This window comes from Pseudovibrio sp. M1P-2-3 (assembly GCF_031501865.1).
GTDB classification, from domain to species: Bacteria; Pseudomonadota; Alphaproteobacteria; order Rhizobiales; family Stappiaceae; genus Pseudovibrio; species Pseudovibrio corallicola.
Genome location: NZ_JARRCW010000001.1, coordinates 1,997,705 through 2,018,495, shown reverse-complemented (window position 1 = coordinate 2,018,495; position 20,791 = coordinate 1,997,705). Strand labels below are relative to the sequence as shown.

Annotated in this window: 17 protein-coding genes and 2 pseudogenes; 10 read left to right on the top strand and 9 right to left on the bottom strand. The window is 45.9% G+C overall.

Features of this window, described 5'->3' with window-relative positions:
- Positions 1-6: 6 nt before the first annotated feature.
- On the bottom strand, positions 7-2,184 hold the full coding sequence (gene katG / locus P6574_RS09120; protein WP_310620012.1) for a catalase/peroxidase HPI: 2,178 nt from the start codon (positions 2,182-2,184) through the stop codon (positions 7-9).
- A gap of 157 nt (positions 2,185-2,341) precedes the next feature.
- Here katG and P6574_RS09115 point away from each other — a divergent pair, with 157 nt between their 5' ends.
- Entirely contained in the window at positions 2,342-3,244 is a 903-nt protein-coding gene (locus tag P6574_RS09115; RefSeq protein ID WP_310622135.1) for a hydrogen peroxide-inducible genes activator, read from the top strand.
- 99 nt (positions 3,245-3,343) lie between these two features.
- Here P6574_RS09115 and P6574_RS09110 read toward each other — a convergent pair whose 3' ends face one another.
- The 7 genes from P6574_RS09110 to P6574_RS09080 form a co-directional block, all read right to left on the bottom strand.
- On the bottom strand, positions 3,344-4,417 hold the full coding sequence (locus tag P6574_RS09110; RefSeq protein WP_310620011.1) for a BMP family ABC transporter substrate-binding protein: 1,074 nt from the start codon (positions 4,415-4,417) through the stop codon (positions 3,344-3,346).
- 388 nt (positions 4,418-4,805) lie between these two features.
- Complete coding sequence (locus tag P6574_RS09105) at positions 4,806-5,726, bottom strand: ABC transporter permease (RefSeq protein ID WP_310620010.1); 921 nt, start codon at positions 5,724-5,726, stop codon at positions 4,806-4,808.
- Positions 5,713-6,807 carry an ABC transporter permease gene (locus P6574_RS09100; protein ID WP_310620009.1) on the bottom strand — a complete coding sequence of 365 codons (1,095 nt, stop codon included), beginning with the start codon at positions 6,805-6,807 and terminating at the stop codon, positions 5,713-5,715. Before P6574_RS09100 ends, P6574_RS09105 begins: the two co-directional genes overlap by 14 nt.
- Positions 6,791-8,389, bottom strand: a complete 1,599-nt coding sequence (locus P6574_RS09095; RefSeq protein ID WP_405048085.1) for an ABC transporter ATP-binding protein — start codon at positions 8,387-8,389, stop codon at positions 6,791-6,793. The genes P6574_RS09100 and P6574_RS09095 overlap by 17 nt, the downstream gene beginning before the upstream one ends.
- 649 nt (positions 8,390-9,038) lie before the next feature.
- Entirely contained in the window at positions 9,039-10,016 is a 978-nt protein-coding gene (locus tag P6574_RS09090) for a quinone oxidoreductase family protein (RefSeq protein ID WP_310620008.1), read from the bottom strand.
- Between the two features lie 92 nt (positions 10,017-10,108).
- Complete coding sequence (locus P6574_RS09085) at positions 10,109-10,810, bottom strand: CDP-alcohol phosphatidyltransferase family protein (RefSeq protein ID WP_310620007.1); 702 nt, start codon at positions 10,808-10,810, stop codon at positions 10,109-10,111.
- A gap of 35 nt (positions 10,811-10,845) precedes the next feature.
- Entirely contained in the window at positions 10,846-11,682 is an 837-nt protein-coding gene (locus P6574_RS09080) for a DUF2182 domain-containing protein (RefSeq protein WP_310620006.1), read from the bottom strand.
- A gap of 253 nt (positions 11,683-11,935) precedes the next feature.
- Here P6574_RS09080 and P6574_RS09075 point away from each other — a divergent pair, with 253 nt between their 5' ends.
- From P6574_RS09075 to hspQ, 4 genes are all read left to right on the top strand, one after another.
- Positions 11,936-13,141 (top strand): UbiH/UbiF family hydroxylase, encoded by a 1,206-nt coding sequence (locus P6574_RS09075; protein WP_310620005.1) that lies wholly within the window; start codon positions 11,936-11,938, stop codon positions 13,139-13,141.
- Between the two features lie 307 nt (positions 13,142-13,448).
- Positions 13,449-14,324, top strand: coding sequence for a lysophospholipid acyltransferase family protein (locus P6574_RS09070; protein ID WP_310620004.1), 876 nt, complete (start codon positions 13,449-13,451; stop codon positions 14,322-14,324).
- Between the two features lie 175 nt (positions 14,325-14,499).
- Positions 14,500-15,540: an HpcH/HpaI aldolase/citrate lyase family protein gene (locus tag P6574_RS09065; protein WP_310620003.1), complete on the top strand. Its 1,041-nt coding sequence runs from the start codon at positions 14,500-14,502 to the stop codon at positions 15,538-15,540.
- Positions 15,541-15,645: 105 nt separating this feature from the next.
- Complete coding sequence (gene hspQ, locus P6574_RS09060; RefSeq protein WP_310620002.1) at positions 15,646-15,978, top strand: heat shock protein HspQ; 333 nt, start codon at positions 15,646-15,648, stop codon at positions 15,976-15,978.
- 72 nt (positions 15,979-16,050) lie between these two features.
- Here the strand turns inward: hspQ and P6574_RS09055 are convergent, their stop codons facing one another.
- A complete protein-coding gene (locus P6574_RS09055; RefSeq protein WP_310620001.1) occupies positions 16,051-16,671 on the bottom strand; it encodes an invasion associated locus B family protein in 621 nt (206 codons plus the stop codon).
- Between the two features lie 301 nt (positions 16,672-16,972).
- On the opposite strand from P6574_RS09055, the gene P6574_RS09050 reads away from it, so the two are divergent.
- The 5 genes and pseudogenes from P6574_RS09050 (at position 16,973) to tnpB (ending at position 20,734) form a co-directional block, all read left to right on the top strand.
- Complete coding sequence (locus P6574_RS09050; RefSeq protein ID WP_310620000.1) at positions 16,973-18,847, top strand: extracellular solute-binding protein; 1,875 nt, start codon at positions 16,973-16,975, stop codon at positions 18,845-18,847.
- A 407-nt stretch (positions 18,848-19,254) separates the two neighbouring features.
- Positions 19,255-19,673: pseudogene (locus P6574_RS09045) on the top strand (transposase); the annotation flags it as partial.
- A gap of 60 nt (positions 19,674-19,733) precedes the next feature.
- A pseudogene (locus P6574_RS09040) lies at positions 19,734-19,919 on the top strand (transposase); the annotation flags it as partial.
- An 84-nt stretch (positions 19,920-20,003) separates the two neighbouring features.
- The gene (tnpA, locus tag P6574_RS09035; RefSeq protein WP_310619999.1) at positions 20,004-20,390 is read left to right on the top strand and encodes an IS66-like element accessory protein TnpA; all 387 of its coding nucleotides are present in this window, start codon (positions 20,004-20,006) and stop codon (positions 20,388-20,390) included.
- Positions 20,387-20,734, top strand: a complete 348-nt coding sequence (tnpB, locus tag P6574_RS09030) for an IS66 family insertion sequence element accessory protein TnpB (protein ID WP_310619998.1) — start codon at positions 20,387-20,389, stop codon at positions 20,732-20,734. Before tnpA ends, tnpB begins: the two co-directional genes overlap by 4 nt.
- Positions 20,735-20,791 lie beyond the last annotated feature (57 nt).

Here is a 20,791-nt window from a genome sequence, read left to right as displayed (position 1 = left end):
TAAACGCTATACAGCCAAATCAAAGCGATCCGCGTTCATAACTTTGTTCCATGTGGCGACAAAATCACGAAGGAACTTCTCATGGTTATCGTCTTGAGCGTATACTTCAGCATAGGCTCTCAAGATCGAATTGGATCCGAAGACCAGATCGGCGCTGGTTGCAGTCCACTTACCTGCTCCTGTCTTGCGATCACGTAGCTCATAGGTTCCATCTTCCAATGGGTGCCAACTGTTTGCCATATCAGTTAGGTTGACAAAAAAATCTGTTGTCAACTGGCCTTCTCGTTCAGTGAATACACCATGCTTAGACCCGCCAAAGTTGGCTCCTAGGACACGAAGTCCGCCAACAAGCACAGTCATTTCCCAAGCTGTTAAACCCAACAGTTGAGCACGATCCAACATCAACTCTTCCGGGCTGACAGAATAGTTATTTTTCTGCCAATTACGGAAACCATCCGCCAGAGGCTCCAGAACATCAAAGGAGGCTGCATCTGTCACCGCATCCGTTGCATCGCCGCGTCCAGCAGTAAATGGCACTTCCATATTAGAACCAGCTGCCTCGATTGCCCGTTCCACTCCAACATTACCAGCAAGTACGATGACATCAGCTACAGAGGCACCTGCATTCGCTGCAATTGGCTCCAAAATGCCGAGAACCTTTGCAAGCCTTTCAGGCTCATTACCCTCCCAGTCTTTTTGCGGCGCCAAACGAATGCGAGCTCCATTGGCGCCACCTCGCATATCCGATCCACGGTAGGTTCGGGCACTGTCCCATGCTGTGGTAATTAGTTCACTATCACTCAACTCGCTCGCAGCGATCTCTGCCTTTACTGCCTGAACATCGTAGGAAGTACACCCTGCAGGAATAGGGTCTTGCCACACCAAGTCTTCTTTTGGTACGTCTGGGCCGATATAGTTCGCCTTTGGCCCCATATCTCTATGGGTCAGTTTAAACCACGCACGCGCAAAAGTTTCCCTGAAGTACTCAGGATCTTTCATGAACTTCTGACAGATCTCATTATAAATAGGGTCAACCTTCATGGCCATATCCGCATCCGTCATAATCGGGTTATGACGGATGGCGGGGTCCGTTGCATCAGCAGGTTTGTCTTCTTCCTTGATCCTAATTGGTTCCCATTGCCATGCCCCAGCAGGAGACTTCGTCACCGTCCACTCATGGCCAAAGAGAGCTTCAAAATACCCCATATCAAACTTAGTGGGATCGCTAGTCCAAGCGCCTTCAATGCCAGAGGTAAAAGCTCTACTGGCTTTCCCTTGCTGATCTGGATTCGCCCATCCAAGGCCCTGATTTTCCAGAGCCGCAGCCTCAGGCTCTGATCCAATATTGTCTCCAGCAAGCGCACCATGACATTTACCAACTGTATGTCCGCCACATGTTAGAGCTGCAGTTTCTTCGTCATTCATTGCCATACGGGCAAATGTTTCACGCACCTGCCCAGCGGTCTTTTGTGGATCCGGCTGGCCGTTCACCCCTTCAGGGTTCACATAGATCAATCCCATATGTGTTGCTGCTAAGGGGTTGTCCAAAGTGGAAGGATCATCTAGATCTTCATAGCGCTCTTCACTGCGGGCCAGCCATTCTTTTTCCGACCCCCAATAAGTATCAATTTCCGGTCCCCAAATGTCCTCGCGTCCGAAGCCAAAACCAAAAGTCTTCAATCCCATAGTTTCATAGGCAATTGTACCGGCCAGAAGGATCAGATCCGCCCATGAAAGAGCATTTCCATACTTTTTCTTAGCAGGCCAAAGGAGGCGACGGGCTTTATCAAGACTGGCGTTATCAGGCCATGAGTTAAGAGGTGCAAAACGGATATTGCCCTTACCACCACCGCCTCGACCATCGGCTAGACGGTAGGAACCTGCAGAATGCCAAGACAAGCGGATCATCAATCCACCATAGTGCCCCCAATCGGCCGGCCACCAGTCCTGACTGTCAGTCAGAAGCCCCCTAACATCCGCCTTCACTGCAGCAAAATCCAGTTTCTTCACTTCTTCACGGTAATCATAAGAAGGATCCATTGGATTGGTTCGCGCACCTCGTTGATGAAGGATATCCAGATTAAGTGCCTCAGGCCACCACTTGGTGACGGGCTTATCCATAGCCGTATTCCCGCCATGTGCCACCGGACAAACTCCGGACTTACTCTCATTTTTACCGTGCATACCTACCTCCATTAGCGTTATTGACGCTGAGTTATCTCTTGGACCTACCTTAAGCAGTGTTTCCAAGAGGCGCACCCTGCAAATCCTAGAAGACTTCTAACATTTGTAATCGATCATGAAAAATTATAAGATCTTAACTCTATGATAGGATTTTATTATAATGAATATATCAATGAGACAACTTCGGTATTTTACTGCTTTGGCTAAAATGCGACACTTTGGCCGAGCAGCCGAAGTTTGCTCCATTAGTCAGCCAGCTCTTTCTCAACAAATCAAGGAGCTGGAGATGATGATCGGTGCCCCCCTTGTGGAGCGTACACCACGCAAAATATGGTTAACAAAATTAGGGAACGACTTTGCTCAGCGTGCCATGAATATTCTGCAATCAGTGGATGAACTGGAAGATCTGGTCCGAATGTCCGGTGCATTCTCCGGGACCCTAAGACTAGGTGTCATCCCAACAGTCGCACCCTACCTGCTCCCGCAGATCATTAAGGCAGTAAGCAGCCATTATCCCCTACTGGATCTCTATCCCAGGGAAGCAATTACTCAAACCCTGCTAACCGACCTTTTGGAGGCGAAACTGGACATAGCAATCGTCGCGCTCCCAATATCCATTCCATCACTTCAAGAATTTTCTCTATTCGAAGAAGACTTTTTTCTGGTTCGCAGACGAGAGCTGGCTGACCAGACATTTCCAGATCTAAACCAACTTAAGGAAATGCACCTTCTGTTGCTTGAAGAAGGGCACTGTTTCCGCGAACAAGCCCTATCGTATTGCAGTACCTCGGTCAGGGAAGGTCAACATTTAATAGAAGGTAGCTCCTTGTCAACTCTGGTGCAGATGGTCGGTGCGGGTATTGGAGTAACCATGATACCGGAAATGGCAGTACCTATGGAAACCCGATCCGCAGATGTGGTCAGTACGCGCTTTCCAGATCCGTGCCCCTCGCGCAGAGTTGGAATGATCTGGCGAAAAACAAACCCCTTCTCAGAGCAGTTTCGAGAACTTGGGGCAATCATACGTACTATTTACAAGCCTCATCACGACACTCCGTAATTTCAGCTTCCATTAAAGTAGGGAGTTAGGCAAGCAAACCGGATTGGCAGAAAACCGCCAATCCTTTTATCACAAATAACTTAAGTATACGCTTCTATCTTATTGAGGTAATTGATCTTGTATACCTTCAATATAGAAGTTCATACTAGCTAAAACATCATCACCAGCGATCTCGCCCTCTTTAAGGAAGACGGACCCGTCCTGCTTATTAAGCGGACCGGTAAATGGCTTTAATTTCCCACTACGAATGGCTTCAATAGTCTCAGATGCTTCTTTAGCTACACCTTCGGGCATGTTTGTGAAAGGTGCTATATGCACCATGTCTGCATCCATACCTCCCCATGTATCCTGCCCCTTCCAGGTTCCATCCATTACAGCTTGAACACGGCTAATATAATAAGGGCCCCAATCATCCACAATGGCAGTAAGCTGCGTGTCTGGTGCAAACTTGATCATGTCAGAAGCTTGCCCAAAGCCCTTGATTCCGCGATCTTGCGCCACTTGCAAGGGAGCTGGTGAATCTGTGTGCTGAACCATGATATCAGCACCCTGATCAATTAGGGCCTTTGCAGCGTCTGCCTCTTTACCCGGATCATACCAAGAGTTCACCCAGACAGTTTTTACTTGAAAATCCGGGTTTACAGTCCGGGCCCCGAGCATAAATGCGTTAATACCACGAACAACTTCTGGAATTGGAAATGAACCAATATAGCCTGCGACACCACTATTGGAGGTTTTGGCAGCAATTTGACCTAGAACGTAGCGGCCTTCATAGAACCGTGCACTATAACTGGCAACATTCTTTGCTTGCTTATAACCAGTTGCATGCTCAAACTTCACTTTTGGAAATTTCTTTGCAACTTTCAAGGTTGGGTTCATAAACCCGAATGACGTTGTAAAGATGAGATCGTGGCCTGAGCGGGCAAGGCGCTCAATGGCACGTTCAGCATCTGGTCCCTCTGAAACACTTTCAATATACGTTGTATCAACTTTATCACCGAAAGCCTTTTCAATGGCCTGACGGCCTTGGTCGTGCTGATATGACCAACCGTGATCACTTATAGGGCCGACGTAAATGAAGCCAACCTTCAGCGGATCAGCCAATGCTGATGCTCCGGTGGAAATTCCCAAAGCAACAGCTGCAGCTGTTGCAAAGTTCAAAATCTTGCGCATAGTGCGTCTCCCCTTTTAAAACCAGTAGCCCAAAGTACTGGGACCCTCTTAGCCACATGGGCTACAAACACAGACTAGAAGGAAATTAGCCCCTTGCTTCAAAAGTTGGAAAAAATCCATTCCCAACTTTAAAACCTTGATGTTGCCCCACATTACGAGTAAGGCAATCAATCCGCCCGACCCGACTTTATAATCAAAGGTGACCAGCACCCGCGACGACCTACCGCTTATTTTCGTAGCACTTCGTCAAAACCCTCTACAGAGAAATTCATACAAAGCAGTTGTTTGCCTGTCGCTGTACCTCACTATTTGAGATAGATCGTTTCACCTTGTAATTATATAACAGACTTTACTGGGTAGAGTACGTACACGGTAAAGCTGCTTTGAGCTATCTGTCTGGAACGAATGGTTTTGTAAGACAGGCAGGCGTATTAGTTTTAGACAAGGTCGCATTACGTGTAATCAACACCAATACTATGATTGTCGCTAGATAAGGTAGCGCAGACATCAGCTGTGAAGGAATTCCGATTCCTGCCGCTTGGGCATGGAACTGTAAAATGGAGACTGCACCAAACAAGTAAGCTCCCACAAGGACACGGTTAGGCCTCCACGAGGCAAAGACTACTAGAGCCAACGCAATCCAACCTCGCCCAGCGGTCATTCCTTCAACCCATTGTGGAGTGTAGACTAATGATAGGTACGCCCCTGCAAGGCCTGCACACCCACCACCAAACATGACAGCGAGATAACGAACCTTAATAACTGAATACCCCAAAGCATGTGCAGAGCTATGATTATCTCCAACAGCACGAACGATCAGCCCAGCTCGTGTTCTAAACAGAAAGAAATAAACCGCCAATACGAGAAAAATGGAGAGGTAAACTAAAAAGTCCTGACCAAAAATAATCGGGCCAATAAACGGTATCTCTGTCAAAACTGGAAGGTTCAAGGTTGCAAGGCGTAGCCCTGGCTCGCCGATAAAGGCTTCCCCGACCATTCCAGAAATACCTAAGCCTAATATTGTCAGGGCTAAACCAGTCGCGATCTGGTTTGCCATGAGATTTAACGTAAGGATCGCAAAAAGCACTGACATAAGAATGCCACCAACAAGGGCTGATAAAGCACCTAGAAGAGTGGATCCGGTTACATGGGTTACACCAAAAGCAAGCACAGCCCCAATAATCATCATGCCTTCTACACCCAGATTAAGCACACCTGAACGCTCTGCGACCAGCTCTCCAGTTGCAGCAAGCAGGAGTGGTGTAGACGCAGTAATTACCGTAAGAATAAATGCCTCAAGCCCGCTCATAGGACCCTCCCACGGTTTCAGTTTTCAGCTTGAGAATCCGAACTCTATAAAGAATTAATGTGTCACATGCCAAAACAAAGAACAAAAGCATGCCTTGGAAAACACGCGTCGTTTTATCTGTTAGTCCAAGGGTGACTTGAGCGCCTTCTCCGCCGATATAGGAGAGCCCAAGAAGAAGACCTGCAAATAAAATTCCGAATGGATTCAAGCGCCCAAGAAATGCGACAATAATAGCCGTAAACCCATAGCCAGGCGAAATAACAGGCGTAAGTTGCCCAACAGTTCCTGAAACCTCTGACATCCCCGCAAGACCTGCAAGAGCCCCCGAGACAAGAAAACCAAACCAGACAACGCCATTTCCAGAAAATCCAGCAAAACGTCCGGCCCTTGGGGTTTCACCCATTACCTTGATCTCAAACCCCTTCAAAGTCTTAGTAAGCATGAACCACAGTACAATAACAGCAACTATTGCAAAAACAGCACCAAAGTGTAAACGGCCATCCCCAAGAGGCCAAAGAATATGAGCCTCATCATAAAGGCGGCTCTCAGGAAAGTTGAAGCCTTCAGGATCGCGCCATGGTCCACGTACCAAAAAATCCAGAAAAAACTGAGAAACGTAAACAAGCATCAAACTTGTCAATGTTTCAAAAGCCCCAAACCGCACTTTCAAGAAAGCCGGAATTGCGGCCCAGGCCATTCCCCCTAGCATTCCCATAATAATCATCAATGGTAGCGCAAGTGGGCCAGTAAAGTCATAGAAGAGGATTGGAATAATGGATCCAGTGATGGCACCAAAAGTAAATTGCCCTTCTGCTCCAATGTTCCAATTATTGGACAAAAAGCAAACACATAGCCCAACCGCAATCAAAATCAGTGGCGCCGCTTTCACCAATAGCTCCTCAATCGACCAAGTAGAGGTCAAAGGTTCTATAAAAAAGGCATAGAGCGCATCTGCTGGGCTAACTCCCAACAAACTAAACATCACGGTTCCACAAATTACTGTAAGCAAGATTGCAATTAATGGAGATAAAACCGACATAACTTGTGAACGTTCAGGACGCTTTTCAAGTATCAGACGCATAGATCCGTCCTTCCTGTTTAGTGTTGGCTGAGGTTTTCTTCTCTCCCAAGCCTGCCATTAACATTCCAATGCGTTCTCTACTCATGTCCTGTGAAAACTCAGGGCTAGATAATTCTCCACGTGATAAGACTACAATTTTGTCAGAAACCTCATAAATTTCATCAAGGTCTTGTGAGATAACCAAAAGGGCAGAACCACTACGCGCCAAATTAATCAACTCTTGGCGAATAAGGGCGGCAGCTCCCGCATCAACACCCCATGTCGGCTGGTTTACAACCAAAATCTTGGGAGACCTATCCAGCTCACGCCCAACAACGAATTTTTGCAAGTTCCCACCTGACAACGAGCGAGCTTCTGGGTCATCATGCGACATTCGCACATCATACTTCTCTTTAAGCTGTTTCTCCATCTCACCAGCAGCGTGGCGGTTCACTATACCGCTCGTCACAAACTGTTTATCTGTAGCATACCGCGTTAAAAGTACGTTTTCGGAGAGCTTTAAACTCGGAACTGTCCCATGTCCAAGCCGCTCCTCAGCCACGAATGCAGCTCCGAGGCGACGTCTTTCATTAATACCCTTAGAACCAACATCCGCTCCAAACATTTTCACGGAAGATGGTATACTTGACAGCAGTTCACCTGAGATAACGTCAAACAGCTCACTTTGGCCATTCGCAGCAATCCCCGCCACTCCAATAATTTCTCCGGAACGAATGTCCAAATCGATATTTTTTAGCGAGACACCAAAGGCATCACCAGCAGTGACACTTAGATTGTTGAGGGAGAGAAACACATCGCCAACATCATACTTCCCATCAGATTTTATTGTGTGGATATCCTCTCCAACCATCATTCGAGCAAGTGTCGAAGGGGTCTCTTTAGTAGGATCACACTCGGAAACAACTTCACCATGACGCATAATAGTCGCGTGATGGCATATGCGCTTCACTTCCTCCAATCGGTGAGAGATATATAATATTGCGCACCCCTCTTCTGCCAGCCGAACAAGAGTGTTAAAGAGCTCATCCGCTTCTTGAGGGGTAAGAACTGAAGTCGGTTCATCCATAATGAGAAGCTTCGGCTCTTGCAGAAGGCATCGGACAATCTCCACTCGTTGTCGAACTCCCACAGGCAAATCAACAACTAGTGCAGACGGATCCAAAGGAAGTCCATATCTATTGGAGACTTCCACAATACGCTTGGAAAGCGAGTTTAGGTTTTCTGCTTTTGGCAGTGCCAAGGCAATGTTCTCAGCTACATTCAGTGCTTCAAACAATGAGAAATGTTGAAAGACCATCCCTATGCCAAGCTTTCGTGCAGCAGCTGGATTTTTAATGGTAACACTTTTTTGTTTCCAGCTGATATTTCCGGAACTCGGCTCCAAGGCCCCGTACAAAATTTTTACTAAAGTAGATTTTCCTGCACCGTTCTCACCTAAAAGGGCATGAATTTCTCCTTCACGAAGAGTAAGGTCTACTTCCTTATTAGCAAGAATATCACCGAAGCGTTTGCTAATGCCCGCCACCCGTATAAGTTCGGGGCGTGCTTCTGGTCTGTTTAGATCATGCACTTTATCATCCACGCCACATACTCTCCTCAAAACGCTTATGTACCCTGTCTTTCATCAAGCTATTTTCATCCCGACGAAAGCTTTTTTCTCAAGAGATATTTCCACTTAGCAAGCAATAGAGATCGCCACGCATTGAAAGCCAAAATGTAGGAAGATTCCTTACCATTGATACCGTGAACACCGGTGAGACAAGTCAGATTTTGAGCTATAAGGCGTTTTACTATGCGAATTTCCTTGGGCCTAACTCCATTAAGTCCAACATACATCAACTTAGTTTTTCGTTGAGCGGCCCCAACCATCCGGTGGTCCAATGCATGGTCAAGCATCATGACAATTACGAAATCATCTTTCTGAGTATTTGCACAGCGTGTTCAATTCCATTTAGATGATTTAAAAGTGTATTGGAAGCGATGACCTAGAAAAAATAGCATTACAACTATCTACCTATGGAATAAACATTGGATGGTCTGCCCAAAAAAGCAACAATTAATGCGTGGGCAAATCTATACCAATGGAAGCACCATTCAATAGCTCGAGAAGAATTGCTTATTTTAAAATAATTACTTTGAAAAGTGTCTTCACTGCGCAAAATTCATGCAAATACACCCAGTTTGCACATAAAACTACCACTGTTAATAACAAGGCACCCCTCACGTACATTTTAGGGAATAAGTACAGTACTGCCCGTTGTTCGCCGAGCCTCAAGTTCCCGGTGAGCTAAAGAAGCGTCAGCAAGTGGGTAACGATGATTTACAGAGACTTTCAGTACCCCTTTGGAAATCAAAGTAAATAAGTCACTAGCGACTTCCAAAAGGTCTTTGCGTTCAGCAATATAGTCGAAAAGCCTAGGGCGAGTTACAAAAAGTGAACCACGCTGCGCCAACATACTTGTATTAAAGTCAGGCAAAGGGCCGGATGATTGACCAAAGCTCACAAACATTCCCAAAGGCCTTAATGAATCCAGTGACCCATGAAAGGTGTCTTTTCCAACTCCATCATAAACGACGTGGCACCCTTTGCCACCTGTTATTTCCTTGACCCGGGAAACCCAGTCTTCACCCCTATAATTAATTACATGATGATAATTGTGTGAGTGAGCGATTTCCACTTTCTCAGGAGATCCAACTGTACCGATTACCGTTGCTCCTAAGTGATCTGCCCACGGGCCAATGAATTGTCCCACACCACCAGCCGCAGCATGGTACAATATAAAACTCTTATTGGAGACGGCATAGGTCTTTCGTAATAAAATGCCCGCAGTCATACCCTTTAACATAACGCAAGCAGCTTGTTCCTCACTCACTCCATCTGGAAGCTTGACCAGATTATCAGTACTAATTGTACGTACTTGAGTGTAGGAGCCTAGCGCCCCAGCATAAGCAACACGGTCCCCTACTTGAAAGTTTTTAACGCCTTCGCCAAGTTCCTCAACTATTCCAGCCCCCTCGTTACCGGGAATGAACGGCAGACCGTTCGGCGATTGATACAAACCACTACGAAAATATGTATCAATAAAGTTAAGTCCAATAGCCTTATGACGCAGAACAACCTCACCTCGCGCGGGTTTGGGAGGCGTATAACCTTTATAGCTCAGTACTTCCGGACCACCAAAACCACTAATTAGAATCGCATTACTCATAGATTCTCCAATCGTTTCACGAATTGGCTGAATACGCTCAGTGCTACTACTCTAACACTGAGGATAACGGAAACTACCCGCGATGTTCTATCTTATTTTAACCATCTATCTAACAATTGCTGCACTGCACCAGCTATAAACAGATAGATACTGGTTACAATAATGAAAATGGTGACAAAAGTCGGCACTAGAAAATCTACCGACAACGTATAAGCAAGAGATATGCACCATATAGCAAGAATACCCAAAGTGAGGGACCGCCAGCGGACTGTTCGTACGGGATGCACGAAATGTACAGGTAAAAAGGTAAGAGCCGTACACAACGCAACCATAAATAAAATCCAAACAGGACTACTTTGCAGCGCAATAAGAACCACAATGACCATATTCCACACACCTGGAAAGCCGCTAAAGCCCCCATTTGCGGTCTTCATATTATTATCGGCGAAGTAAATTGCTCCGGAAAAAACAATAACCACTCCACAAATAATGCTCCACAATGGAGAAAGCAAACCACTTTGATACAATGCAAACGCTGGCAAGAAGACATAGGTGGCATAATCAATTACCAAATCGAGAATAACGCCATCCCATCTTGGTAGCTTATCTTTTACATTGTACTTTCTAGCCAAAGGGCCATCCAGCCCATCGACAATCAAAGCCACCCAAAGCCAAAATAGCATCAGTGGCAGATTTTTTTCAGCCCCAGCTATTAGTGCGAGCAAGGCAAGAGGGGCACCCAATGCAGTCAAAATATGAATCAGGAAAAGCGGAGAGGGCTTCTTCAGTAGCAAAAATATAGTCCTTTAAGCTTGCAGGTATGCAACACTCAGCGGAAAAGTCTTACCCAAAGCATATCAAGCAAGGAAAATTCCGTAGGCGAAAAGTAAATGTTTGCACATCCCCATAAAATGAGTGCGCCCCCAATACAATAGGTAAACCAAATTGAATTTGTTTTTTTTTCAAAGGCCATCATTAAGCCGAGAACTGCAATCCAGAGGATATTCATCACTCCCACGGCAAACATAAGCACCATTAAGGCCCAACAGCACCCTAGACAATACACACCCTGCTCGATACCAAAACGTAATGCTCCAATCACCCCAGCCTCAACATGATCAGCTTTCGTAACTTTTGGCAGGCGGCATCGCGCAAGACAGGCGAGCTTCCACGGGGTGAACTGATAGATACCGGTAAAAATAGTAATAGTAACAGCAAAGCTACCAATTGTAGGCGCCATCATTTCGTTGAGAGTACCGAATTTATGCAGTGCTAACTGTAATGCTGTGACAAAGAATGAAAACATGGCCCAAACAAGCACATAGCCCAAGGCAACAATAAGAACACCTTGCCCGGGCTGTATACTCAGATAACGTTTGAGCATTGGTGTGGAGCTTGGTAGCATCATCGCCAGAACCATCATAATCCACATCATAAAAATCAGTGCGAAATCGCCAAATGTAATGCCATCCAGCGCAGGCATCCCAAATGCGTCACCTGCAAACGGTAAACACAAGGAGGCCAGCTGTGCCCGCACAATTGGGTCAAGGCCAGAGAACATGTTAAACTTGTTGAATACTTCCATGCCAGGGCCCATCGTCCCCATGTCCATACGCGGCACCATATCAACAACCATAAAGCCAAGGTAAAGCCACCCAAGCCCCACAGCAAAGCTTAGAAGTGTCACCGGTAGACCAGTATCCCAAAACCACTGGCGTCGATTGCTTACCTTAGACATATTGTTCCAAACTTTCTATAGAACACCCTGCGCAGCTATTTATCCAATTTAGTTGGGAGAAACAATGGTATTTCATCTTTGCTCGGGAATAGAAGCCTTGCAGTTTAGCTCAGCTTACGTTTCTTTCAGCCCATCAGAAGGTAAAGAGTCAGCCCAAAAACTTTAAGCTGTTGGAAAAACTATGATCGAATTTGAAAGCGCAGTAATCGGAACTGGCCCCGCAGGGATGTTTGCAGCCCTATCGCTCGCCTCCCAAGGAATTAGGACAGCTCTTGTCGGTCCTTTACCCAACTGGAATGATACGCGAACTACAGCGTTAATGGCGTCATCTGTAACTTTCATGCGCAATATTGGAATTTGGAACCAACTTGAAAGTGCTTTTACACCTCTAAAAAAAATGCGCCTAGTTGACGTCACAGAGCGCTTAATTCGAGCTCCGGAGGCACTATTCGACGCTCTCGAGCTCGGTCTCGACAGTTTCGGTTATAATATAAAAAACAATGAGTTAAATCGATTACTTTGGAAAGTAATTCAGGAAAATGACTTTATCACCTACTTTGATGGAACTGCTACTCAGGTCACTTCGAATACTGAAAGAGCGCACATTATCCTCAGCTGTGAGCAAGAAATAACCACCCAGTTTATTATTGGCGCGGATGGCCGAGGCTCAAAAACTCGGGAAGCCGCAGGTATTAATGTAAAGAGCTGGAAGTACTCGCAGGCTGCAGTGGTGCTCAATCTTGATCACTCTTTGCCTCACAACTACACATCAACAGAGTTTCATCAACGAACCGGACCATTTACTCTTGTCCCGCTGCCCGGAAATCAATCTTCCCTCGTGTGTGTGGTTACTCCTTCGCAAGCTCAGGAAATAAAAGCCCTAAGCACGCTGGAACTAGGCTTTGAGTTGGAAAAGAGAGCTCACTCGCTACTCGGTGCATTTAAAATTGTAAGTGATCTGCAAGTTTACCCATTGTCTGGCTTCCGAGCGTTACGGTTGTCAGGAAATCGGTCCATTCTAATAGGGGAAGCTGCTCACGCCTTCCCTCCTATTGGGGCTCAGGGACTTAATTTATCCATACGCGACATTGCAGTAGCAACCGACCTCGCTTTTCAAGCCAAAAAACACTCTCAAGCCCTTGGAAATAACTCCATGCTTGCAGCTTTTGAAAGAAGCCGCTCTGCAGACATCATCACACGGACTAACGCAGTTGATTTATTGAACAGATCACTCTTGAGTGATGCCCTACCTATACAGGCAATCAGAACCTTGGGGTTACTGAGCGCCGTAAAAATCCCCATGGTTCGAAAAGTTTTAATGCGTGAAGGAATTGCGCCAACCTGGAACTTACCCCGCCTGATGCAAGATACATTTCACTCTCAATAAGTGACATGTAAGCTCAGAGGGGGTACTTCATCCCCCTCAGTTTACCATCTTACACATATTTAGATCCAGTTGAGAAATGTTGCTTATGCCCCACTTTCACTACAAAGTGTTGGGTGGCAATTATATTTTTCCGGCCACTTCCTGCACTACTCTTCTTTTCCATTGTGAACTATACATAGGGCATTATTGCGTTTCTCATTTCGCTTAGCTAAATCCAAGAACATATACACACCCTCCAACTTTGAGGAATTATCATGCTAGGAATACAGTTTCTATGCAAACGAACTGGAAGAAGGATTAACTACAGTTGAGAGCCAACTCGACAAAAAAGCTTTTGCGGAGATTGGAATGGGTTGGGCTTATCCTGATGAGCGGCATTCTACACCTCATGCCTTTAGATTTGGCATCAGGTTTTATGGGTAAACTTTGGGAGATTGTTGCCCCTAGAACAAAACGACAAATACGAGCAAAAGCCAACCTCCTTGCCGCCTATCCAGAAATAAATGGTGATGACGCTGACAAAATCATGAAAGGGGTATGGAACAATTTGGGGCGTGTAGCTGCAGAGACCGTCCTGCTTGATCGGTTCATATCTGACAAGGAGCGCGTCACACTTATTAATCCAGAGATAATAACGCACGCCTGTCAAGGCGGAAACGCCGTCTTTGTTACCATGCACAGTGGCAACTGGGAGCTCGTTGGTTTACGAGCAGGAGACCTTGGAATTGAACTAGCTGGTGTATACCAAGCACTTTCCAACCCTCTTTCTGAAGCATTCCTTATGAAACAACGAGTAAACTTCTATCGGAAAGGCCTATTTAGTAAGGGCCATGACACAGCACGCAAACTAATTGCAGTATTACGCAGCGGAGGCTCACCCTGCTTTGTAGCTGATGTACGCGACAAACGCGGCGTGAAAGTTCAGTTTTTTAATCAAACGGCAAAGGCAACGCACATACCTGCTTTACTCGCTAGAAACTCAAACAGGCCCCTCATAGCAATCCGCTCCATCAGAACAAAGGGATCCCACTTTGAAATTGAGGCAGTGCGGATACCTTACCCCGTCACAAAGGACAAGAAAGCAGATTCCATCGTTGCTACTCAGGCAATACATGATCAATTTGAGGACTGGATACGAGAGAAACCTACACAATGGATGTGGATTCTCAAGAAATGGGCCTAAAAAGTAGTCTTTAAAATTGTGAAATATCAGTCACTTACAAACGAATATTAGTCTACAACTTTAAATTTACGTATAAACTAGTTCCTTGGGTGGATTTAGGGTTGTGCAAAAAGCATTATACTCAAGCGTGACAATGACCCATTTGGTCACTTGAAATTTTGGGAGATAGTTTCAAATGAAGACCTACCGTAGCTTCTACCAGCCCCTGGCTATTGGCGCACCCGCACCATTCCGTGAACCGCCTGTAGCTCTTGAGCGAATGATACACTTTGTACCTCCGCATTTAGAAAAAATCAGAGCAAAAATACCACAACTAATTAATCAGGTTGATGTGATCCTCGGTAATTTAGAAGACGCAATCCCTGCGGACCAAAAAGAAGCTGCACGGCAGGGCTTTATTGAAATGGCCAAGGCAAATGATTTTGGTTCAACCAAACTGTGGACCCGCATTAACTCCCTTGAAAGCCCTTGGGTTTTGGATGACCTTACTGAAATTGTAACTCAATGTGGCAACAAACTTGACGTAATCATGTTGCCCAAAGTCAATGGACCATGGGATATTCACTTTCTAGATCAACTCCTTGCACAACTGGAAGCAAAATCGGGAATCAAAAAGCCCATCTTGATCCACGCAATTTTAGAAACTGCAGAAGGGGTAAATAATATCGAAGCTATTGCAGCCAGTAGCCCACGAATGCATGGAATGAGCCTTGGACCTGCAGATCTAGCGGCATCCCGTGGGATGAAAACAACACGAGTTGGAGGAGGTCATCCCGAATATAAAGTGCTGGCAGATTCTGCAATTAATAGCCAACGCACTGGGTATCAGCAGGACCTATGGCATTACACAATCGGGAAAATGGTTGATGCTTGCATGGCTCATGGTATTAAAGCTTTCTATGGCCCGTTTGGAGACTTTAGTGATCCCGAAGCATGTGAAGTTCAATTCAGGAATGCTTTCCTTATGGGTTGTGTTGGCACTTGGTCTCTCCACCCTAGCCAAGTAGCAATTGCCAAGCGGGTCTTTTCTCCCGACGTAGAAGAGACAAAGTTTGCCCGCAAGATACTGGAGGCAATGCCCGATGGAACAGGCGCTGTTATGATTGACGGCAAAATGCAAGACGATGCCACGTGGAAACAAGCCAAAGTCATATGTGATCTCGCAGACTTAGTATGCGAAAAAGATCCAGAGTTGGCACAGGCCTATCAAGGATAATAAAACTACTTGTTTGCACATAAGCTATCCTTGCCCTATACACTTCGCTAATACCACGCACTCCCCATGGGAGGGTGTTGGAATTCCTCGGATTGTGAGAGTATTATGGAGAAAATTAGGTCTGCCAAATTTCACATTGGTCAGGTGGTCAAGCACCGACTCTACCCTTTTAGAGGTGTGATATTCGACGTGGACCCCACTTTTGACAATACAGAAGAGTGGTGGGAAGCAATTCCGGAGGATGTACGTCCCTCAAAAGATCAACCTTTTTATCATCTTTTAGCTGAGAACGAGGAAACCGAGTACATTGCCTATGTGTCTGAGCAAAATTTGGAGCAGGACGAAAGCGGAGAACCGCTTCGAAACCCGCAATTAGAAGAATTGTTTGATGAAACGGAAAACGGTGAATTAATTCCAAGAGATGTAGATATTCACTAAACTATAGCTCCAAAAAAGAAAGCCGCCCCGAACACTGGAGCGGCTTTTTTATTTCAACTATTACAGCAACTGCTAGTTGGAGGTTTCACTAGCTTTACGTTGTTGCTCAATAAGGCGTTGGCGTGCAGCTTCTGCTCTTTTTTGCAATTCACTTTGTAAACGCTCTTGCTTTGCCCGCAACTCTTCCGGCTTAATAGGTTCTCCGTCATAAACTCGAGTAAAGCCACTCAAAGTCAGGTCAAACGGACGAATCTTACCCTGCTGATTATAAGTAGAAATTACCAGCTTACCACCACGCTTCATATTACCAATGAATTTATCATCGATAACCATTTCCGCGAAACAGGCGTTAGGGTAGCAGATAGAGTATTTTGCTGCTGTTTTATTTGCACCGTCGATCTGCACACCCAACCCTGGCTGCAACAACATTCCAGGGGGGACTGCCATACGAAGTCTTTTACGGGCCTCACCCGAAACTTCAGTAACGACAGCCTGTGCTAAAAACTGACCTGTATCAGTACGGAGTTCCTGACTAATAAAGCAGAACTCTTTTTTGGTTTTTGGATCAGTATTACAGACCTTAACCCATGCATCCTCGGGCTGAGTTTGAGCAGAAACTGAACCAGAAATACCAAGCCCAGCCACTGCAGCAATAGCTCCGCCCATGAGCATGCGCTTAACAATTTTGGCCATTCCAAATTCCTTTAGTTGTGTGCTCCCAATAAAACCCGAATGAGCACTACCTGAAAACTTACTGTGCAATTTGGGAGTGAGATGCTCTTTCTACCAAGACCACGTTTAATAGCACCTGACTATATAAATTACATGGCTAGACCAAATCAACCCGAAGCAGTTGCCCCTTGTTTAAACAGGAATGAGGCAAAATTCTAGCTACAGAATACCGTGAAGTGCCCGCTTTTCCCAAACCTCATGCCCTAGAATTTTATTCAAAACCGATTATGAATAGAGATATTCAGTGTGAGTTGGAGGTTTTATGCCTATTTTGTACGGTGTTCGCCGAGAATCTATATATCAATATTTTCTATTAAAAACTGTTTTCTTAAAGTTGTTGATCTTTTCCTTTTTTTTGTTTTTTTGCTCTATATCTCATGCCGAAGAACGTATCGCTTGGTCTCACGCAATAGCAATGCATGGTCAACCAGCCCTACCCGCGGACTTTCCTCACTTACCTTACGCTAATCCCAATGCGCCCAAAGGTGGGCAAATGAAGGTTGGTGTTCAAGGTACCTTCGACAGTTTAAACCAATTTATACTCAAAGGAGCATGGACCACAGCTAGAGGAATGAAAGAGCGCCAAATGGGAAGCAATATTTTTGAAAGCTTGCTCATGCGCTCTAGCAATGAGGCTTTCAGCCTTTATGCTCATATTGCAGAATCTGTCCGCATGCCCGATACAAGAAACTGGATTGAGTTTAGACTTAACCAAGCCGCCCAATTTTCCAATAAGACACCAATTACAGTTGAAGATATTATTTTTTCCCTCCAGCTTTTGCGGGACAAAGGAAGGCCACCGTATTCTGGCTGGTATAAGCAAATTACAAAATTTGAACAGACGGGTGAACGTTCAGTCAAACTACATTTCAAAGATGGAAATAATCGAGAACTACCATTGCTTATTTCATTGGCCCCAATTTTTTCAAAAGCAGCCACTAATGTGGAAACCTTTGATCAGTCTACTCTAACCCCTCCCCTTGGGTCCGGCCCTTACACTGTTTCCGAAGTTCAGCCTGGGAGGCGCATTGTTTACAAACGCAACCCAAACTATTGGGGCAAAAATCTACCTGTCAAAATTGGTTTTGATAATTTTGATGAAATTATCATTGACTATTACCGTGACAGTAATGCTTTACACGAAGCTTTCAAAAAAGGCGACGTGTATGCCATGCAATTTGAGAGTCCAAACTTTTGGGTGAATGGATTTAATTTCCCAGCTTTTCAAGAGGGACGGGTTTTTAAGGAAGTTTTCGAGAAAAAAACACCTGCCAACATGGATGGCATTGCCTTCAATACCAGACTAGATAAGTTCAATGATAAAAACGTACGGCGAGCCCTTAGCCTACTTCTTGACTTTAAATTCATCAACCGAACTCTATTCAATGGAGTGTATGCTCGTACAGCCGGATACTGGGACAATTCAGAGCTATCCTCAATCGGTAGACCTGCAAGTAAACGGGAGAGAGCTTTATTAGTACCCTACTCCAGCCAAATTCCAGAAAACATATTAAATGGCACATGGTTTCCAACTGAAACGGATGGAAGTGGCCATGACCGAAAAGTGCTCCACGAAGCAATAAACCTTCTCAGGAAAGCCGGATACACCCTTAAAAATAGACAAATGGTTGATGCCAAGGACGGCACGCCGTTAGAATTCGAATTACTGGTGCGCAAAAAAGAAGAAGAGCGCGTGGCACTTTCACTACAACGCATTATGGAGCGCATTGGAATTAGCATGGTGATACGAACAGTAGATGCCTCTCAATTTGAACAAAGACGAGCCAATTTCGAGTTTGAGATGCTCTTTAATCGTTGGTGGTCATCCTTGTCTCCTGGAGCCGAACAGTACTCTCGCTGGTCATCATCAGCAGCAAAAACAAAAGGTTCACGCAATATTGTTGGCGCATCGGATCCAGCAATAGACGAGTTAACCAGCAAAATAGTCGCGGCACGTACCAAGCAGGAATTTATTGACTCTGTTCGCGCCTTCGATCGAGTGCTTATTTCCGGCTTTTATGCGATCCCCTTGTACCATAATCCAGCGGAGTGGGTAGGTAGATGGCAAAACGTCTCTCACCCAGAGTACACACCTATTTATGGGTATCAATATGATAATTGGTGGGCGAAAAACTAAACGCTCTTACAGAGCGCCCACTGCAAACTACAGCGTACCTTTGAAAAGTAGACACAGTCTTCCGAAGGTACGCGTATACAACAAGTTAAAGCAAAAGGTGGACTAATTGTTTTATGAAACTATAAAGTTCCGCGTTGTTCTTTATCTGGTGATGCACTCAAAGGCGTTTGTACTTGGAGTTGTTCGACAAAGCTGTAAGCCTGTATTGAATAGCCCCGTTTGAATGGTCCGCTTTGAAAGTTAGTGCATGGCTGGTCTTTGGTCCATCGGAATAATGACTTCCGGAACCGGCGGGCGGTAACCCAGAGCACAATGCAGTCGTTTGGTATTGTAGGGCACCTCTAAAAATTCCAATTCTGCTTTTTTGTTGTATAGTCAATGACTTGAAATGAATAGTTTGAGGGTTCATGGGGCAGCTTGGATTTTTTGATATTGCCACTCGCTATAAGGATCTCGACGCAAGCAATGATCCGCTGGTAAAGATCGATACACTCGTTCCATGAGAGAGTTTTTGCGCTCGGCTTGAAAGCATCTGGCGTCAGCGCTCAGAAGGTCGCAAGTCCAAAGCGGGGCGCAAACCCTGGGATGCGGTCTTAATGTTCAAGGCGATCATCTTGTGTGCCCTGTATAACCTGTCGGATGATCTGGCTGAATATCAGCTGCGTGATCGCTTGTCATTCATCCGCTTTTAGGGGTGGGACTAGAGGATCGTGTTCCCGACGCCAAAACCATTTGGATGTACCGGGAGCAGCTGGCTCAGGCGGGTGCCATCAAGGCGTTGTTCGATGATTTTGACAGCTACTTGAAAGGGCCAGGTTATCTGGCCATGTGAGCTTCCCCCAATGAAGTGGTCCACGTTTACGATTAGGAAAACGGAGGATTTGATATGGGAATCAAGAGACCAAAGCCAGAAGAGATTGTCGTTAAGTTGCGGCAGGTTGAAGTCCTGATGGGACAAGGGATGTCGCGCGTAGATGCGATCCGCCAGATGGGTGTTACCGAGCAAACTTATTACCGTTGGAAGAAGAAGTACGGTGGGATGGGTACAGAACAACTCAAGGAACTGAAGCGACGTGTCCGTCCGGTTTGCCCGACCTAACAGTTTTGAACCGCATAAATTATAGTCCACATGAGTTAACCATGCAGGACAGAATGAATGAAGTTCAATACTAAAGTTCCTTGGAGTACCAAGGACAAACGGGCGATCTGTCAGGAGGCAATGTCTGCCAAGGAGTCTGTGGCTCAGGTTGCCCGCCGCCATGGGTTGAACAAAGGACGTCTCTATAATTGGCTAAAGGATGAGCGTTACAATCCTTCTGAGAGAGACCATAATGCAGAACCAACGGGGCAGCCCTTTATTCCTGTCAGTGTTGAGGAGCTTCCGGACTCGACATCGACGCTCTGCGATCCTACGCCGCCAGAAACCGGTTCCGAGCCTGCATTGGTGATGGAAATCCGCATGACATCAGGTCATGAGGTTCGGCTTTCAGGCAGTTTGAGCCTTCCGCAAGTTACCACTTTGCTTCAGGAGCTGGCTGTATGATTCCGGTTCCCAGCAACACCAAGGTATGGCTTGCCGCAGGCATAACCGACATGCGCTGTGGCTTTAACTCGTTAGCGGCGAAAGCGGAAACCGTTTTGCAAGAAGATCCCTTCAGCGGTCACTTGTTTGTGTTTCGCGGACGGCGTGGCGATTTACTCAAGTTGATTTGGTGGGATACGCAAGGCGCTTGTCTTTTCTCCAAAAGGTTGGAACGTGGTCATTTTGTCTGGCCTGCCGCAAACCAAGGTAAAGTCAGCCTCTCCCCGGCACAGCTGACGCTGCTACTGGAAGGGATTGACTGGCGCCTGCCCCGGAAAACATGGCGGCCGCTCACCAGTGGCTAACTGTTTAGAATTCCTTGGAATTCATAGTAGAAACCGCGTTTTAAGGCGCGGTTTCAG

Bases quoted from the DNA above. Each gene is read 5' to 3' on its own strand.
- P6574_RS09065 (WP_310620003.1), top strand. From the start codon at position 14,500: ATGAAGACCTACCGTAGCTTCTACCAGCCCCTGGCTATTGGCGCACCC.
- P6574_RS09100 (WP_310620009.1), bottom strand. From the start codon at position 6,807: ATGCGTCTGATACTTGAAAAGCGTCCTGAACGTTCACAAGTTATGTCG.
- P6574_RS09050 (WP_310620000.1), top strand. From the start codon at position 16,973: ATGCCTATTTTGTACGGTGTTCGCCGAGAATCTATATATCAATATTTT.
- tnpB (WP_310619998.1), top strand. From the start codon at position 20,387: ATGATTCCGGTTCCCAGCAACACCAAGGTATGGCTTGCCGCAGGCATA.
- P6574_RS09105 (WP_310620010.1), bottom strand. From the start codon at position 5,726: ATGAGCGGGCTTGAGGCATTTATTCTTACGGTAATTACTGCGTCTACA.
- P6574_RS09110 (WP_310620011.1), bottom strand. From the start codon at position 4,417: ATGCGCAAGATTTTGAACTTTGCAACAGCTGCAGCTGTTGCTTTGGGA.
- hspQ (WP_310620002.1), top strand. From the start codon at position 15,646: ATGGAGAAAATTAGGTCTGCCAAATTTCACATTGGTCAGGTGGTCAAG.
- P6574_RS09090 (WP_310620008.1), bottom strand. From the start codon at position 10,016: ATGAGTAATGCGATTCTAATTAGTGGTTTTGGTGGTCCGGAAGTACTG.
- katG (WP_310620012.1), bottom strand. From the start codon at position 2,184: ATGCACGGTAAAAATGAGAGTAAGTCCGGAGTTTGTCCGGTGGCACAT.
- tnpA (WP_310619999.1), top strand. From the start codon at position 20,004: ATGAAGTTCAATACTAAAGTTCCTTGGAGTACCAAGGACAAACGGGCG.
- P6574_RS09075 (WP_310620005.1), top strand. From the start codon at position 11,936: ATGATCGAATTTGAAAGCGCAGTAATCGGAACTGGCCCCGCAGGGATG.
- P6574_RS09055 (WP_310620001.1), bottom strand. From the start codon at position 16,671: ATGGCCAAAATTGTTAAGCGCATGCTCATGGGCGGAGCTATTGCTGCA.